Origin of the sequence: Planococcus beijingensis, from assembly GCF_016820615.1 — a bacterium.
Lineage (GTDB): Bacteria > Bacillota > Bacilli > Bacillales_A > Planococcaceae > Planococcus > Planococcus notacanthi.
The window spans coordinates 45,495-62,239 of record NZ_JADHDZ010000005.1 but is presented as its reverse complement, the minus strand read 5'-3'; the positions used below and the strand labels follow the sequence as shown (position 1 = coordinate 62,239).

At 44.9% G+C, this 16,745-nt stretch carries 19 protein-coding genes; 13 read left to right on the top strand and 6 right to left on the bottom strand.

Annotated elements, in window-relative coordinates; translation table 11 throughout:
• Window positions 1–7: 7 nt before the first annotated feature.
• Together IRE19_RS13410 and IRE19_RS13405 are read left to right on the top strand one after the other, a co-directional pair.
• Window positions 8–991, top strand: coding sequence for an aldo/keto reductase (locus IRE19_RS13410; protein ID WP_203340800.1), 984 nt, complete (start codon window positions 8–10; stop codon window positions 989–991).
• Between the two features lie 81 nt (window positions 992–1,072).
• Complete coding sequence (locus IRE19_RS13405; protein WP_203340799.1) at window positions 1,073–2,086, top strand: Gfo/Idh/MocA family protein; 1,014 nt, start codon at window positions 1,073–1,075, stop codon at window positions 2,084–2,086.
• Between the two features lie 68 nt (window positions 2,087–2,154).
• Here the strand turns inward: IRE19_RS13405 and IRE19_RS13400 are convergent, their stop codons facing one another.
• Window positions 2,155–3,075, bottom strand: a complete 921-nt coding sequence (locus IRE19_RS13400) for a PhzF family phenazine biosynthesis protein (RefSeq protein WP_203340798.1) — start codon at window positions 3,073–3,075, stop codon at window positions 2,155–2,157.
• 145 nt (window positions 3,076–3,220) lie between these two features.
• Between IRE19_RS13400 and IRE19_RS13395 the strand changes: the two genes are divergently transcribed.
• The 4 genes from IRE19_RS13395 to IRE19_RS13380 all read left to right on the top strand — a co-directional run bounded on the left by IRE19_RS13395 (window position 3,221) and on the right by IRE19_RS13380 (window position 6,209).
• On the top strand, window positions 3,221–3,874 hold the full coding sequence (locus IRE19_RS13395; RefSeq protein WP_191716115.1) for a potassium channel family protein: 654 nt from the start codon (window positions 3,221–3,223) through the stop codon (window positions 3,872–3,874).
• 39 nt (window positions 3,875–3,913) lie between these two features.
• Entirely contained in the window at window positions 3,914–4,573 is a 660-nt protein-coding gene (locus tag IRE19_RS13390) for a reverse transcriptase-like protein (RefSeq protein WP_203340797.1), read from the top strand.
• Window positions 4,574–4,795: 222 nt separating this feature from the next.
• A complete protein-coding gene (locus tag IRE19_RS13385; RefSeq protein ID WP_203340796.1) occupies window positions 4,796–5,593 on the top strand; it encodes a DUF4397 domain-containing protein in 798 nt (265 codons plus the stop codon).
• The gene (locus IRE19_RS13380) at window positions 5,553–6,209 is read left to right on the top strand and encodes a class F sortase (protein WP_225218572.1); all 657 of its coding nucleotides are present in this window, start codon (window positions 5,553–5,555) and stop codon (window positions 6,207–6,209) included. Before IRE19_RS13385 ends, IRE19_RS13380 begins: the two co-directional genes overlap by 41 nt.
• Before the next feature lie 47 nt (window positions 6,210–6,256).
• Here IRE19_RS13380 and IRE19_RS13375 read toward each other — a convergent pair whose 3' ends face one another.
• The gene (locus tag IRE19_RS13375; protein ID WP_203340795.1) at window positions 6,257–6,862 is read right to left on the bottom strand and encodes a TetR/AcrR family transcriptional regulator; all 606 of its coding nucleotides are present in this window, start codon (window positions 6,860–6,862) and stop codon (window positions 6,257–6,259) included.
• 188 nt (window positions 6,863–7,050) lie between these two features.
• Here IRE19_RS13375 and IRE19_RS13370 point away from each other — a divergent pair, with 188 nt between their 5' ends.
• The 3 genes from IRE19_RS13370 to IRE19_RS13360 all read left to right on the top strand — a co-directional run bounded on the left by IRE19_RS13370 (window position 7,051) and on the right by IRE19_RS13360 (window position 9,573).
• Window positions 7,051–7,809, top strand: coding sequence for an SDR family oxidoreductase (locus tag IRE19_RS13370; RefSeq protein WP_203340794.1), 759 nt, complete (start codon window positions 7,051–7,053; stop codon window positions 7,807–7,809).
• A gap of 174 nt (window positions 7,810–7,983) precedes the next feature.
• Window positions 7,984–8,637: an SDR family oxidoreductase gene (locus IRE19_RS13365; protein ID WP_203340793.1), complete on the top strand. Its 654-nt coding sequence runs from the start codon at window positions 7,984–7,986 to the stop codon at window positions 8,635–8,637.
• Window positions 8,638–8,745: 108 nt separating this feature from the next.
• Entirely contained in the window at window positions 8,746–9,573 is an 828-nt protein-coding gene (locus IRE19_RS13360) for an undecaprenyl-diphosphate phosphatase (RefSeq protein WP_191716109.1), read from the top strand.
• Between the two features lie 37 nt (window positions 9,574–9,610).
• Here the strand turns inward: IRE19_RS13360 and IRE19_RS13355 are convergent, their stop codons facing one another.
• The 4 genes from IRE19_RS13355 to IRE19_RS13340 all read right to left on the bottom strand — a co-directional run bounded on the left by IRE19_RS13355 (window position 9,611) and on the right by IRE19_RS13340 (window position 11,815).
• Entirely contained in the window at window positions 9,611–9,886 is a 276-nt protein-coding gene (locus IRE19_RS13355; RefSeq protein ID WP_203340919.1) for a spore coat protein, read from the bottom strand.
• 131 nt (window positions 9,887–10,017) lie between these two features.
• Entirely contained in the window at window positions 10,018–10,218 is a 201-nt protein-coding gene (locus IRE19_RS13350; protein ID WP_191716108.1) for a YvdQ family spore coat protein, read from the bottom strand.
• Between the two features lie 111 nt (window positions 10,219–10,329).
• Window positions 10,330–11,103, bottom strand: a complete 774-nt coding sequence (locus IRE19_RS13345) for an alpha/beta fold hydrolase (protein ID WP_203340792.1) — start codon at window positions 11,101–11,103, stop codon at window positions 10,330–10,332.
• Window positions 11,104–11,263: 160 nt separating this feature from the next.
• Window positions 11,264–11,815 (bottom strand): TVP38/TMEM64 family protein, encoded by a 552-nt coding sequence (locus IRE19_RS13340; protein ID WP_191716106.1) that lies wholly within the window; start codon window positions 11,813–11,815, stop codon window positions 11,264–11,266.
• Window positions 11,816–12,025: 210 nt separating this feature from the next.
• Between IRE19_RS13340 and IRE19_RS13335 the strand changes: the two genes are divergently transcribed.
• From IRE19_RS13335 to IRE19_RS13320, 4 genes are all read left to right on the top strand, one after another.
• Window positions 12,026–13,075, top strand: coding sequence for a YkvI family membrane protein (locus IRE19_RS13335; protein WP_203340791.1), 1,050 nt, complete (start codon window positions 12,026–12,028; stop codon window positions 13,073–13,075).
• Window positions 13,076–13,216: 141 nt separating this feature from the next.
• A complete protein-coding gene (locus IRE19_RS13330) occupies window positions 13,217–14,155 on the top strand; it encodes a ketopantoate reductase family protein (protein WP_203340790.1) in 939 nt (312 codons plus the stop codon).
• A gap of 69 nt (window positions 14,156–14,224) precedes the next feature.
• Window positions 14,225–15,187: a TRM11 family SAM-dependent methyltransferase gene (locus IRE19_RS13325; protein ID WP_203340789.1), complete on the top strand. Its 963-nt coding sequence runs from the start codon at window positions 14,225–14,227 to the stop codon at window positions 15,185–15,187.
• 255 nt (window positions 15,188–15,442) lie between these two features.
• On the top strand, window positions 15,443–16,684 hold the full coding sequence (locus tag IRE19_RS13320; RefSeq protein WP_203340788.1) for a cysteine desulfurase-like protein: 1,242 nt from the start codon (window positions 15,443–15,445) through the stop codon (window positions 16,682–16,684).
• The last annotated feature ends 61 nt before the right edge of the window (window positions 16,685–16,745 follow it).

Here is a 16,745-nt window from a genome sequence, read left to right as displayed (position 1 = left end):
GACTGGAATGAACTATCGCGAACTGGGCAAAACAGGTATGAAAATCAGTGAATTGAGTTTCGGGACATGGGCAATTGGAGGATCTTGGGGAAATACCAATGATCAGGAATCTTTAAAAGCATTGGAATACGCTATGGAACAGGGTGTGAATTTCTTTGATACAGCAGATGTCTATGGTGACGGACATAGTGAAGAGTTATTGGGAAAAGCGACCAAAGGAAAACACGAAGAAATCCATATCGCCACTAAGTTTTGCCGGGCTGGAGATATTCATGATCCTAAGACTTACTCGATGGAACAAGTTTCAAAATACACTGAAGCGAGCTTGAAGCGTCTAGGGCGTGAGCAACTTGACCTGCTTCAAATTCATTGCCCGCCAATGGAAATTTTACAGGATGGCAGTGTATTTGAAGTGTTGGACAAACTGAAGGAACAAGGGAAAATCCGTGCTTACGGAGTCAGCGTTGAAACCGTGGAAGAAGGGCTTCTATGCCTGGAAAATCCGAATGTCAGCAGTCTGCAGGTGATTTTCAATTTATTCCGCCAAAAACCGCTGGAAGAACTCTTTCCAAAAGCACTTGAAAAGAATGTCGGCATACTGGCGCGTGTTCCTCTTGCCAGTGGATTATTAACGGGGAAATTCAAAGTGGATTCACAATTTGAAGCTGATGATCATCGAAACTTCAACCGCGACGGTGAGGCGTTCAACGTCGGAGAAACGTTTGCGGGACTGGAGTTTGCTAAAGGCGTGGAATTGAGCGACGAGCTTGCATGGATTGCAGAAGGCCGTGGAAACCGGACGCAAGCTGCATTGAAATGGATCTTGCAGCAGGAAGCGGTCACTTCCGTCATCCCGGGATTCCGAAGTGTTGCGCAGGCAGAAGACAACCTGAAAGCGTTGGATGTCCGGGAGTATACCCCTGAAGAAATCGATCGATTGGCGCAATTCTATAAAGAACGCGTCCATCCGGAAATCAGAGGCGTATATTAATAGAAGAATCTTACCGCTAAAGGGCAAAAGTCCCTTTAGCGGTTTGTTTGAATACCTATACGTTTAAAAGGAGAGAAGGATATGAAGAAAATTCGGTGGGGAGTCCTTAGTACAGCCCACATTGGAAGAACGCAAGTCATTCCAGCGATTTGCCGCGCTGACAATGCTGAAATCATCGCCATAGCGAGCCGAACCAGCAAAGTGCATGCGATAGCTGAGGAACTGCAAATACCCAAAGCTTACGAAAGTTATGAAGAACTGTTGGATGACCCTGAAATTGATGCGGTTTATATTCCGCTTCCCAACCATCTGCATAAAGAATGGGTGATCCGCTCGGCACAAAAAGGCAAGCACATTCTTTGTGAAAAACCGATCGCATTGTCTGAATTGGAAGCAGATGAAATGTTTGCCGCTTGCAAGGAAGCTGGCGTCAAATTGATGGAAGCCTTCATGTACCAATTGCACCCGCAGCATGCCCGTGCCAAAGAAATCATTGCTTCAGGAGAAATCGGCGAAATCAAATTGATGAAATCCAGCCACTCGTTTTATTTAGAGAATCGTTCAACGGATATCCGGATGGATGCCGCAATGGGAGGGGGCAGCATCTATGACGTCGGATGTTATGCCATACAGGCGATCCGCCATTTGACAGATGCTGAACCAGTGGAAGTACAGGCAGAAGGCGATATTGATCCGTCAACTGGAATCGATTTGACTGGAATTGTGCGCATGAAAATGAGCAACGGCGTCCATGCCTTGTTCGATTGCAGTTTTGATATGGTCAGCAGAAATGACTATGAACTGATTGGTACTGAAGGCAGCCTTAAAGTGCCATTTGCTTTCCGTCCGGATCTCAATGGCCATATCGGCACCGTACTGGTTCATAAAAGTGGCGTTACACGCGAAGAACGAATTTTAGGCGATAGTTACAGGCTGGAAATTGAACAGTTTTCAAATGCGATTTTAACGGATACGGATCCGGCCATCACTGCGGATTCGACATTAAAGAACATGCGGACCATTAATGCCTGCTACCGTTCGTTGGAAACTGGAGAAAAAGTCCATATTGAAGAAACGGAAGAAACCTTCTACTAAAAGAAGGTTTTGTCCGTTCTGATTGAGTTCAGGCGCAGAGCTTTTTAAAAGTCACTGTCCAGCCAGGTTTACGGAACATAAAGTTCCCCTTGCCCTACCACAATAGCGGAACCGCCAATTTTCACTTCTCTGTATTTCTGTTTTTTCTTCACTACCGTAATGTCGATAAAACTCGGCCTCCCCATTTCGATGCCTTGCTCGCTGCGGATTTTGTAGAGCCCTTCTTCCATGTGGCTAACAGCACCATGCTCGACTAGAAATGCGCCGAGAGGTCCTGAGGCGGCACCTGTTGCCGGATCTTCAGAAATGCCCATGGCAGGAGCGAACATCCGGCAGTGCACAGTGGAATTGTCTTCTTCCGTTTCATTAGTAAAGGCGAAGATATGCTGGCGATCGGGATCTCCGCTAAAATGGCGTTCCCATACATCGGTGCGGAAGTTGATTTCCCGCATAGCAGCAAGTGAACGGATAGGGACAAACAGGAAAGGCAACCCAGAAGAAACGGTCTGAATCGGATAACGGAAGTCCAGCTCGCTCTTTGGCAGTGACAGCAGATCCGCGACGAGAGCATGCCGCGTCAAGGTCTCGCCAAAAACAGGGAGAGGCTGAATCATTTCAATTTTGATGATTTTCTCAGCTTCTTTTTGCACAGTGACGTTGATATCTCCGAAATTCTCTTCGATGGTCCATTCATTGATTCCATCCTGTGTAGGCAGCATTTTCAAATACGCCAGTACATAAGCTGTTCCAATGGTGGGGTGGCCCGCTATCGGCAATTCAACCTGGGGCGTGAAAATTCGGAGACTGACCTGATTTTGCGGTTTTTGGGGCGGACAGATAAAGGCTGTCTCCGATAAATTCAGTTCATTGGCTATTTTTTGCATGGTCTTTGATTCCAATCCTGATCCATCATGGAAAACCGCTAATGGATTTCCACCAAAAGCCTTTGCAGTGAAGACGTCGACTAAAGTATACTTCAAGGTTTGCATAGATACCCTCCTTTGTTAGAATAGTGAGACTTTAGAGTTTCTTTGTATCAATTCGCCATTTAAAAGTCCAACACCTTTTATTGCAATCTTTTCAATTTGAGAATACAGTGAATGTAATGAACTGGAAAAGAAAAGAGGAAAACGTGTGAAAAAACAGATTGTGGTTATTGGGCTAGGCCGTTTCGGCAGCAGTGTTTGTAAAGAATTGCACAGCATGGGACATGAAATCATGGCCATCGATACAGATCCAGAGAAAGTCGATACTTTAAGAGATTATGCGTCTTTTACCGTCATTGCAGATGCAACGGACAAAAATCAGCTGAACTCTTTGGGAGTCCGCAACTTTGAGCATGCCATTGTTGCAATTGGAGACAACCTCCAGGCCAGTGTTTTGTGCACATTGATGTTGAAGGAACTCGGATTGCCCAAGGTCTGGGTGAAAGCTCGCGATCTCCAGCATGAAAAAATCCTTCACAAAGTCGGGGCTGACCGTGTTATTCAACCAGAAAAGGAAATGGGAATACGTGTCGCCCATCATGTAGACTCGGAAAGCATTGTGGATTATATCGATCTTTCACATGATTACAGCATCATCGAGCTGGTCGCCTCTAAAAAAATGGCCAATAAAAACTTAGTGGACTTGAACATCCGCAAAGAATTCAATTGCATTGTATTGGCAATCAAAAAACAGGAAGAAGTCAATATCGCACCGGCGATTGATGAAGTGATTGAACAAAGTGATGTTTTGATTGTCATGGGGCATAAAGACGATTTGAAACGCCTGGAAGACAAAGCTTAAGAATGCTTAAGCAGAATAGGCGGGAAATGGGGACTGAGATTGAAAATCCGAATTGAGTGGACCTATAAGGTTCCTAAAAGCCGGGAAGCGGTTTTTGTTTCTGAAGAAATGGCGGCAGCTGAAGCATTGGTGATAGCAGAGGATTTGGAGCGTACCGGACGTGTCAAAAATCTTCATTTTTCCGATCAGTTCGACAACAGCTGGACCGTTAAGGAACTCAAGGCTTATTTGAAGGGGATTGAAACCGAACCGCATAATATCACTGTCTATTTTGATGGAGGATATGAGCGGACAACCCGGACTGCAGGTCTTGGCTGTGCGATTTATTACGAGCAGAACAGCAAAGCGTATCGCTTGCGGACCAATGCCAAACTGGCTGGGCTGACATCGAATAATGAATCGGAATACGCTGCCCTCCATTTCTGTTTGCAGGAGCTCGAATACCTGGAAGTCCATCATTTGCCCGTCCGTTTTATGGGAGATTCACGCATCGTCATCAATGGACTGACAAATGAATGGCCTACAATTGAAGAACAGCTGATTCCTTGGGCCAATCGAATTGAAGAAAAAATAACGAAGTTGGGTATACAAGCCGAATACGAGTTAATTCCGCGTAAAGAAAATGCAGAGGCTGACAAATTAGCCACACAGGCTTTACATGGCGTAATGATTGCGGCAACCAGTGAAGTTATCCGGTAAGGCATCTCATACGGTCTGCAGAACCAGAGCATATAGCTCTGGTTCTTTTTAAATTCTTCTTCAATAAATTAGGGTAAGTGCTCCAGGTTTGTATAGTTTACTGCGCCTATTTAATTAAATATCTAAATAGTCAGTTTATTGCTTGCGGAATGATTGTGTATAGGTTATAAATGAGTTGTACAATAATTGTGCAAAAACTATACACATGAAGGAGAGGAAGAAATGAAGAAGATTCTGGTTTCATTCTCAGTCGCAATGGCCCTCGTATTTTCGCTTCTCGCTGCTGGAGTTATTGCAGATAGTCATACTGCTAAAGTACGGGTGCTCCATGCTTCACCGGATGCTCCTGCTGTCGATGTTTACGTCAACGGAGATTTAACGCTTGAAGAGGTACCGTTTAAAACAGATTCAGGTTATTTGGAAGTACCAGCCGGTACACATGATGTAGAAGTTTTTGCTAGTGGAACAGAATATGCAGCAGGCGAAGGGGTGTTGCAGGCGGATCTTGCAGTAGAAGCCGGCAAAGCGTATACCGTTGCTGCAGCAAACTTATTGGAATCGATTGAATTTGTTGTTGCAGAAGACTCGATGGAAGTCACTGAAGGAAAAACAAAAGTCCGTGTTGGCCATTTGTCACCGGATGCACCGGCAGTTGATGTCGGCTTGATCGGTGGAGACGCTTTATTCAGCGGAGCAGAATTCCCTGGAATTACGGATTATGCAGAATTGGATGCCGGTACTTATGATTTGGAAATCCGTTTGCCGGACGGAACACAAGTATTGCCGTTGGAAGGCACTGAATTAGCCGCAGATACTGTCTACAGTGTTTTTGCAGTAAACACAGTGGATTCGTTGGAAGTCATCGCGTTGGTTGATTATGAAGCTGCGGGATCTCCTGATGGGATGCCAACTACTGGACTTGGAACACCTGACCAGTCACAATCCATGTGGTTGTTAATCGGTGGAGCACTCGTTCTTTTTGGAACAAGTACCCTTGTTTGGAAAAGACGGTTTCAATAAGCAGCTGATGGCACTCCTGCTTCTTTTCTTATTGGCGGGGTGCCAACAGCCTGTTGATGAAGTGAGTATCCGTTCAGAAAATGTGGGCTTTACACTGGATGAACCGGCTGCCGTCACTATTCAACAGCCGGCTCCTCTCAGCAATCCCATCAACGGATTAAAACGTACAGGTATTCAACCCGACACTCTGAAAATTCCTGCAATTGATGTGGAAGCACAAGTCCAGCATCTTGGAATGACAAAAACAGGTGAAATGGCAGTTCCGGACAATATCGAAGACGTCAGTTGGTTTTCTCCAGGCTACCAGCCAGGCCAAAACGGCCGCGCTGTTATTGCCGGACATGTGGATGGTGTCGAAGGGCCCGCAATTTTCTGGGACCTTTCCGAGCTCCAATTAGGGGACGAGGTATTGGTGCAGGATGAAGACCGAACCTTGACTTTTAAGGTTCACACAATGGAATCCGTACCGTTGGACTTGGCGGATGTTTCGGCAGTCTTCGGTTATACATCATCTCCGGAACTGGTTCTGATCACTTGTTCAGGCACCTACGATTTTGACCGGGGGACACGGGAAGAACGTTTGATCGTTTACGCCAGCCTTATAGAAAATGAATAGAAAAGATGCTCCGCTTTCCTGGTTAGGGAAAGCGGAGCATCTTTACATTAAAATGGGTTTTCCAGTTTAAAGATGGAATCCGTTTCTGCTCTTGATGTCTGGTAAAACAGGATGTGAATCAGCTGGTCTGCCATCTCTTGAGGAGTGAACTTGAAATCGCCATTCACCCATTCAATGATTAAGCCGAAAAGGGCGTAGGCATTATAGCTGCTCAGCAAGCTCGGATCAATATCAGGATTCGGCAGGGGGGTGAGCAGGTCTTTCTGGACTAGTTCCTTCAATACCTGGCATATCCGGTTTTGAAATCCGGGAAGAACATTGGAGTTGATGATGATGGTATAGAAACGGGAATAGCGTTCGACATGATCAAAAATTTTGATCGAAGAGGAGGAAAGTTTGCCAACTTTGAAGTCTTTTATTTTTGCGTACGGTTCGCGGTAGGAATGGATCAGGTCGATTAAGACATCGTCAATCAATTCATTCAGAAGTTCTTCCTGTGTCTGGTAATGCTTATAGAAAGTTCCGCGATTCAGATTAGCGGACTGGACAATTTCTGTAATGGTGATGCTTTTGAATTCTTTTTCATCCATTAAGAAAATCAATGCTTCTTTCAAAGCAGATTTTGACTTGTCGATTCTTCGGTCTTTTTTCATCGAGCATGACCTCACTTTCGTCATTTGTTTTGCAATACTGCACAAAATCAAACGCGGATGTTCGTTAATCAACATTTAGAGGTTGATTTGCTGATTGCTAACTAAATTATAGGACAATATACTGTGACTGTATAGGTGGGGACATCTGTTCATGCCAGAAAATAATCGATGAAAAGAGGAACTGAAAAATGAAACTTGAAGGAAAAGTAGCTATCGTAACAGGAGCAGCATCCGGTATGGGTAAAGCAGTTGCAGAACTTTACGCGAAAGAAGGCGCAAAAGTAATCGTTTCCGATATTAACGAAGAAGGTGCAAAAACAGTAGTTGCCGGCATCAAAGAAAATGGTGGTACTGCAGTATCGGTGAAAACCAATGTAGGAGATCTTCATGAAATCGAAGCGATGATCGACTTGGCAGTAAGCGAATATGGAACTTTGGATATTCTCGTAAACAATGCAGGCATCATGGATAATTTTGAGCCTGCTGGAGAAATTGAAGATGAAAAATGGGAACGGATTTTTTCTATCAATACAACGAGTGTCATGCGTGCAACACGTAAAGCATTGCCAATTTTCCTTGAGAAAAATAAAGGCATCATCATTAATGTCGCTTCAGCAGGTGGATTATATGGGGCGCGTGCAGGCGCTGCTTACACAGCTTCTAAGCATGCTGTTGTCGGCTTTACGAAAAACACTGGTTTCATGTATGCAAATGAAGGAATCCGTTGCAACGCCATCGCACCAGGCGGCGTAGAAACCAACATCAGCTCATCGATGACTTCCATCAGCGAAATGGGAATGGGACGCATAAGAAATGGATTGGCTTTAAACCCACGCAACGGAAAATCCGAAGAAATCGCAAAAGTAGCTTTGTTCTTGGCTTCTGATGATTCAAGTTTCGTCAATGGTACAGTAATTACGGCTGATGCCGGATGGACGGCTTACTAATCAATAGAAACCACTCAGCCCGCTGCATGAAAATGCAGCGGGTATTTTTATTGCATGCATGATGGCTGTTGTGCAATATGTGTTTAAGGTGGGGGCGTTTAGGCTATAATGAGGTGGAAGTGAAACAAGAAAGAACGGCTGGAACCACCAATTCACTGAAAGGGCGTGCGTTTGATGAAAGTGGCAATTATTGGAGCAAACGGAAAAGTGGGCAGCAAGTTAGGGAGGATTTTGGCAGAAAACGGCGATGAGCCTATCGGGTTCATCCGTAAGGCAGAGCAGGCGAAGCAATTGGAAGCACAAGGGATTCAAACGGTAATAGCTGATTTGATCGAGACGGATATTGAGGAGTTTACTCGTCTGCTGAAAGCATGCGACGCTGTAGTGTTCACTGCAGGTGCCGGTGGGGCAGGAGACGAGCTGACGACTGCTATTGATGGGGAAGGCTTAGTGAAAGTCGCCAAGGCTGCTGAAATGGCAGATGTCCGCCGGTTCATACTCGTATCGGCATTTCCAGACGCAGGACGGGGAAAAGACATGCCGGCTAGTTTTGAACATTATATGAAAATCAAACGCCAGTCGGAAGTCGATTTAGTGAAAACAGCTTTGGATTGGACGATTTTGCGGCCGGGCACTTTAACAGATGATGCTGGGAACGGAAAAGTGAATCTAGGCTATACATTGATGTATGACACGATTGCCCGTGAGGATGTGGCCGCAGTATTGGCGGAATTGCTCCAGTACCCGGAAACAGCTGGGCAGATTCTGGAAGTGGTGCAAGGTCACGAGCCGATTGCATCTGCTGTGAAAATAAAAGCAGGCAAATAAATAGTAGGGGGGCAGCCGGTCTAAGCGAAATGGCTGCAACCTTTTGGCTATCAGAGCGTTCTAGTAGATTCAGGACTTATTTTATTATAGAAAGCAGGATTAATGGACATGGATTGGTTTGATTTGCTTAAGGCATTAATTTTAGGATTTGTAGAAGGCATGACAGAATTTGCACCGGTTTCTTCTACGGGTCACTTGATCATCGTTGATGATATGTGGTTAAAATCGCAGGAATTTCTAGGGAAATACCCTGCTAATACATTTAAGATTGTCATCCAGCTGGGGTCGATTCTGGCGGTTGTCGTAGTATTTTGGAAACGATTGTTTAGTTTAGTCGGACTTTATAAAATTGAAGGGCAGCAGGCAAGCTCAAGCTTCAATCTTCTGCATGTCATCATTGGGATGCTGCCGGCAGTAGTTTTTGGATTTGCTTTCAAGGACTTGATAGATGACCATTTGTTTGGTGTAGAGACCGTTATCTATGCATTGGTGGCCGGAGCAATCTTAATGATCGTTGCAGATAAGTTCGGACCTAAAAAACCGACCGTCAACTCGTTGGATGAAATTACATATTTTCAGGCGTTGAAGATCGGCCTCGTGCAATGCCTTTCCCTATGGCCTGGATTTTCACGCTCAGGTGCAACCATTTCAGGTGGGGTGCTCTTCGGCTTGAACCACCGGGTTGCAGCTGATTTTACCTTTATTATGGCGGTTCCGATCATGTTCGGAGCGAGTCTCGTCTCGGTATTGAAGAACTGGGATACCTTGTCAATGGACTATCTATCTTTCTACATTGTGGGATTTGTATCCGCCTTTGTGTTTGCATTGATCTCCATCCGATTCTTCCTGAAACTGATCTCACGCATCAAGCTGATGCCGTTTGCCATATACAGACTAGTATTGGCAGCTGTGCTGGCAATTATTGTTTTCCTATAATCAGTAAAAGGAGCTTCCATTGGAGGCTCCTTTTGCATTACACGAATTTATTGTTTTTAATGAGTTCAAGTGCGATATCCGCTTTTTTCAGATCATGTTCAATTTGCTCATCGACATTATAGGCATGGTACATTTCATTTTTGATCATGTATTGGGCAATTTTATCATGTGTATCGATGGCGGTATCCAATTCGCGGCGCAATAATTTTTTCACTTCGGGAGTTGCGGTTTCCGTGATGGCAACGGCAAGATTTCGCACAGCTGCTTTTGCTGTTACCAGGAAATCTGTGGCAATGGCCATATCATCAAGCATCGATCCGGGAATCGCTAAATTATCCTTTTTGGCTTTTTTCTTTATCGCGCTATTCTTATCCGTTGCTTTCTTTGTTTTGGTGTCATTTTTCTTTGCCATGAGATCCATCCTTCCACATTGAATGCTGTCTGTTATTTCTCTGAATCGGCCAATAGTTTGCGGAAATCTTTAATGGCTTTTTTGGATAGTTCCAAATCTTCTTCCAGAATCGCTTTTAATTCCGGATCTTTTACAAGTCCACTGAATACTTTATTTTTAGCCACACAGGCTGTTTTAAAGGTCAATACTTCATGGACTTCCAGTTTTTCGTGCATTGCCAATTGCTTCGCCATGTTTTTCCTCCTCCATAAATGGATAATGGTAAATGCTAATTACCCTTTACCCGTTTACTCATTTTTAAATCATCAGAAGCCGTCTTGTGAAACCGGAGCTTTTGACATGATCTATTCGAGAAAGTTGTCTACAACTGCAAGAAACAACTGGGCTTGTTCTACATTTGGGCCATGCCCGGATCGCTTAAATTCCATAAAAGTGGCATCAGGTATGGCGACCGCTGTTTCACGACCTTTTTCAGGCGGATTCAAGCCGTCAAATTTCCCGCTGATGACTAAGGTTTCAGCAGTAATTTGAGAAAGCTGATTGCGGAAGTCGAATTCCTTCAACGCTTCAGAAGCGGAGATCTGCTCCTGCATCGTCAGTTGGCGGCTTTGTTCAGCTGTTTTGCTGAGCCACTCATCAATCAGCGGTTGGTTATGGTAAATGTAACTGGAGGAAGCAGCGAATTTCTCCAACATGCTCAATCCTTCGAAAATCTCCTTGTGGCGTTCAAAAAGCTCAGCCATGGATGATTGCCTTCCGTGGGATTTTGTGGCGACCAGTATCAGTTTACTTACTTTTTCTGCATATTTGATAGCTAACCCCTGTGCGATATAGCTGCCCATCGAAACCCCTAAAACGTCAACAGTCTCCAGTTTTAAATAAGACATGAGGGCGTAGGCATCTTCTATATGATCTTGTAATGTATAAGAGTCTTGGCGGCTCGAATTTCCATGGCCACGCGAATCCATTGCTATGATGCGTTGCTTATCTTTGAAAAATTCAATTTCACGGTAAAACATCGCAGAGTTGCTGGTCAATCCATGCAGCAGCAAAAGCGGCCGTCCTTCACCAATATCTTCATAATATAATTCAATCCCCTTACGTGTGAATGTAGGCATAAATAATCCTCTTTTCCTCAAACAGTTTGAACTTCTCTTGTAACGTTATACCCTGTACTGAAAGAAATTAACTTTAGGGAAAAATAAAAAGCACAACAAAGAGTTGTGCTAAAAATTTTCGGGGGTTCAGTAACAGTTCGTTGACATGAACGCTTTTTATTCAATTGGACTGTGTCCTGGAATTTTGCCATTTCTCGATAAAGCTGAAGATGGCGGCAAGCAATAGGAACATGCTGACAGTCGTGTACCAGGGGAATTCCGAGATGGCTTGGCCGAAAGCCGTGTAAAGTATGGCTGGGGCGATCAGCCCTAAAGCAGAGATTGCCATATATTCTTTTCGAGATTTGGTCATTTCAATCAAATACAAGGACAGCAAGTGAAAGTGAACAAACGGCATGATGCGCAAAATCATGACTTGCGCGACCGACAAAGTGCGGTCAGGAAAAATCTTCTCTTTCAGCCGTGACATTTTCCCGCGGAATTTCGGGAATTTATTGACCAGCAGGTAAGAGATCCAGCTCATTAATGTCAATCCGATAAAGGATAAAAAAGCGCCTTCGAGAAAACCGAAAAGGTAGCCGCCTGCAATACACACAGCAATAACCGGCAAAAACAACAAGGGACGCAATAAATGCAAGAGAATAAAGAGAAACGGTGCCAGCCAGCCGACATTGTCCATAAATACTTCGAGGGATTGATCGAATTGCTCCATACGGTTCCGACCTCTCTAAATGTGATTACTAATAAGGAAGGATAAGCCAAAAAGACTTTAAAAGCAAGGAGTATGACAGACATCTCTTGAATTTTGGGTTTATACTTTAAACAGACGGGGAAAGAGAAGAAGTGGCTTTATTTGAAAATAAGGAAATAGCTTGAATGAGAGCGATTAGAAACGCGCTATTAAAAATGAAAGGAAGAGATGATGAATAGAAGTTTAAAGATTGCAAGTGCTTTTATCGGTATTGTAGTAGGAGCAGGTTTTGCTTCCGGGCAGGAAATCCTTCAGTACTTCACAAGCTTTGGTTATTGGGGATTGGCCGCAGTTTTGGTTGCCGGAGCCCTGTTCGGTTATATAGGAATGATTTTGACGCGCCTTGGCAGCCGGATGAATACAAAATCCCATGAAGATGTAATCTATGCCATAAGCGGAAAAACACTTGGAAAAGTGATTGATTATACTTTGATTCTTACCTTATTCGGAATCCTGGTTGTGATGATAGCCGGAGCAGGTTCGATTTTCTCCCAGCAATTTGGTCTCGCACCAGCATTTGGCCGAAGCATTATGATTATCCTCGTTGTTCTCACCATCATGCTGAATGTTAAAAAAGTTATTACGATCATCAGCAGCATCACCCCATTTTTGGTCTTATTGGTCGTTGGAATTACCATCTACAGTTTGTTTACTATGAATTCAAGTTTTGCCGAGCTTGAACCGGTTGCCAGAGAACAATTGTCTTCAACACCTCATTGGCTGCTATCTGCCATCAACTACGTTGCATTAGCCATCGCGCTTGGCGCTCCCATGGCCTTGGTAATGGGCGGGGCAGAGAAAGACGAAAAAGTAGCGGCACGCGGCGGCTTGCTCGGCGGACTTGGCTTTGGAGCTTTGCTGTTGCTGAGTTATTACGCGATTTTCTCAAAAGTCGATATGATCGGCAGTTCGGACTTGCCGATGCTGGCGCTGGCAGACAATATTTCACCGATATTAGGGATCGTTATGGCAATTGTCATATTCGCAATGATCTACAATACGGCCGTCAGTTTATTGCTGTCATTTTCAGCCCGTTTCATGAAGATGGGCACAGGCCGTTTCCGGGTATTTGTCATCATTACAGGAGCTGTCGCATTTTTGTTGAGCTTTCTCGGATTTACCGCACTTGTCAACTGGTTCTATCCGGTTGTCGGCTACTTGGGCTTATTATTAGTGGGAGCCCTGATAGTCGCAAATATCCGCGAAGTCGGAAAGAAGTAAGTTTCTAAACCAGCTGCTCGGCTATGGAGGCAGCTGGTTTTTATTGTGCTCGCCACCAGAAGAGATGATGAAAAATCCGCTGCTAGTATGGTATATTCAAGCTAACCGGCAGTAGTGAAACTGCTTGAAAAGAGGGGTTCTATGAAAATACTGGTGATTGGTGCAGGGGCCATGGGTTGTTTGTTTGCTGGCCGCTTGAAAGCACAACAAGCTGACGTTCTTCTATATAATAGATACAACCCGCATATAGAGCAGATCAATCAAAGCGGATTGGTGATTGTCGAGCGCGACGACAAGGAAACAACCATACCCTTAAAAGTTGTACAAGCTGTTTCCAAAGAGGATGGCTATGATGTTGTCTTGGTGCTGGTGAAAGCACATGCCAATAAAGCCGTATTAGAACCTATGAGAGATTCCTTTTCTCCGGATGCCTTGCTTATTACGATGCAAAACGGCCTTGGAAACCTGGAAACGATCAAAGAATTTTTCCCGAACAATCCATCGGCGGCAGGGACGATGGGCTGTGGTGCCAGTGTTGAAAGTGACGGACGAATCCTTCATCGGGGCTGGGGGAAAAACTACATCGGCCCGGTTGAAGAGGCAGCTGCACAGGAAAAACTGTTGGACTTTATTGCCTTGCTGAATCGTTCAGGGCTGCAGACGGATTTGGCTGATGATGTCCAAACTGTCATCTGGAATAAATTATTCGTAAACCTTGCTTATAATTCGCTGACCGCATTGACCCGGTTGCGAAACGGTGACATCCTCAATACCGATGAAGGACAGGACTTGTTGCGGAATGTCGTGAGAGAAGCGGCACAAGTAGCGGAAAGGATAGGCGTTACGGTGGATGCAGAACAAACTATCGCCAATTGCCTGCGGATGGGAAGAGAAGATATCGCGGCCAACAAATCTTCCATGCTGATGGACGTCCTGCATAAGCGGAAAACGGAAATCGATGCCATCAACGGAGCTGTAGCAAAACTAGGAAAGCGGCATGGCGTTGAAACGCCTTACAATGATTTGATAACAGGAATCATAAAAGTCATTGAAGCGAATTATGATCTTCAAGTCGACTAACTGCCAACAGATTCTGCTATACTTAAGGGATATTGTCCTGCACAAAAGGGCAGATAAGGACGGGATGAATTGAATCGATTAACTGCAACAGGTGATTATCTTTATACGTATGCCTACACAAATGATGAAGAAGCTTTATGCCAATTGGAAATGCGGTCTTTCTTCGGAAAAGACACGACTGAAAAAATCATCAAAAGCGGAGTGGCCATCAATCCCAGCCGAAGCCCGTTCATTAAAGAACGCATCGAATTGTTTTTTGAAGCCGATAGTCTTCAGGCGATCATTGAAAAATCCACGGAAATAGACATGAGCGAAACGACGTTCAAAGTGATTTTTCTAAAGATCAATGGATTGTCTGAACAGGACCAAGTCGATTATTCAGGGAAACGGGATGTTGAACGGCAGATCGGTTCGGCTATTACAGGAGAGGCGGATGTTCACAATCCGGATGTGACATTCGGTTTGATTCCTTTTGAAGGGCGTTGGTATTTCGGGCGTTATCTTCAAAGTGAACCGATTTGGTTTAAGCATATGAAAAAGCCAAGGGAATATTCAACGGCACTCAGTACACGAGTCGCACGGGCAGTGGCAAATATTGCAGTGCCGGAACCGGAAGGCGTTAAGGCAATCGATCCATGCTGCGGCATCGGCACGGTTTTAGTCGAGGCATTATCGATGGGCATTGACATTGTTGGGCGTGACATCAACCCGCTGGTGGTTGAAGGATCGCGTGAAAATATCGCTCATTTCGGTTTATCGGGCGACGTCAATCTTGGTCCAATCGCGGAAGTCGAAGAGCGGTACGATGTAGCCATCATCGACATGCCCTATAATTTATACACACATGCAACCCCTGCAGACCAATTGGCAATCTTGAAAGATGCCCATCCGTTTACGGAGAAACTGCTGGTCGTCACGATTGAGACGATGGACCATATGGTGGAAGCGGCTGGATTTGTGGTCACAGACCGCTGCATCGCAAAAAAAGGGATGTTCCTGCGTGAAATTCTGGTCTGCCAGAAAGCAGTTTAACGGAATGAAGGCAACGCCGCGATTTGCGGCGTTTTTTTGTTGACTGAATGGTGATGGAATCAGCTGTTATATGTATTGGACTGTATTTAAGCTTAAACGGACTGTATTTCAGGCCCGATGGATCGTATTTGGTATCGAATCGATTGTATTTCATCCTGAATGGATCGTATTCTGTAAATCATCCAAAAATAAAGGAGATTCAAATGGAAAATTGAATACGTTAACAGTAACTTAATCAAAAAGGAGCTGCAAACAATGAAATCCACCAAAACGACTTTTCCAATCACCAAAGTTCGGGAACAATTCCCGGCTTTGTCCAGAACGTATAAAGGGAGACCCGTAGCTTATTTTGATGGCCCAGGAGGATCACAGGTCGTCAAGTCAGCAATCGAGGCAATTGCCGGCTATATGGAAAGAGGGGGCGGCAATCTTCATGGTACATTCCCATCCAGCTGGGAAACCGAGGGAATCATTTCAGAGGCAAGGTCGGCCGTTGCTGATTTCCTCAATGTCCAAGCAAAGGAAGTGGCATTCGGTGCCAACATGACGACTTTGACGATTGCCATTGCCAATGCACTCGGCAAAAAATTCAAAGCGGGTGACGAAATCGTCGTCACCGAAATGGATCACCGTGCCAATGTAGATCCGTGGATTATGATGGCAGAAGACCGCGGATTAACCGTTCGTTGGGTCAAAGTTGATACCGAAAGAAAAACCTTGGACCTGACGGACTTGGATAATTTGATTAATGAAAAAACGAAAATTATTGCGGTCGGAATGGCTTCTAACGCCATTGGCACGGTCGTCGATCTCCAGCCTTTCGCTGAACGGGCGAAAAAAGTCGGTGCCTTGATGGTAGCGGATGCTGTACATGCAGCTCCGCATCTGCCGATTGACCGGGACCAGCAGGCGATTGATATCTTATTGTGCTCCGCCTATAAATTCTTCGGTCCGCATATCGGCATTGCAGCCATCAAAAAAGAAGTTTTCGAGGACCTCGAACCTTATAAACTGACTACTTCGCCGAGCTATTATCCGGACAAATTGGAGACCGGTACGCAAAACCACGAAGGCATCGCTGGTATTCGTCCGGCCATTGAATTTTTTGCGGGATTCGGTGAAGGTGAAACCCGTAGAGAACGAATCTTAAGTGGAATGGAGCATATTGAAGCTTATGAAAATCGGTTGGCGAATCAGTTGCGGCACGGATTGGCAGCGATTCAAGGGGTGACGGTCACGCAAGCGGGAGCCGATGTGCCAAAAACACCGACAGTCGCTTTCCAGGTAACCGGCATTGAACCTGGAGAAGTTTGCAGGAAGTTAGCTGAAGAGTACAGTATTTTTGTTGCATCCGGCCATTTTTATGCATCGACTTTGGGGGATGTACTGGGCGTCAATGACAGCGGCGGTTGGGTACGGGCTGGACTTGCACCTTACAGCACAGAAGAGGAAGTTGAGCGGCTGATTACTGGAGTTGAAGAACTAGTCAAACTGTAGTATGAATAGTCGACCTTTTTCTTTTTGCCTCAATTGGTGGTATACTGGTGGGAACTTGTTC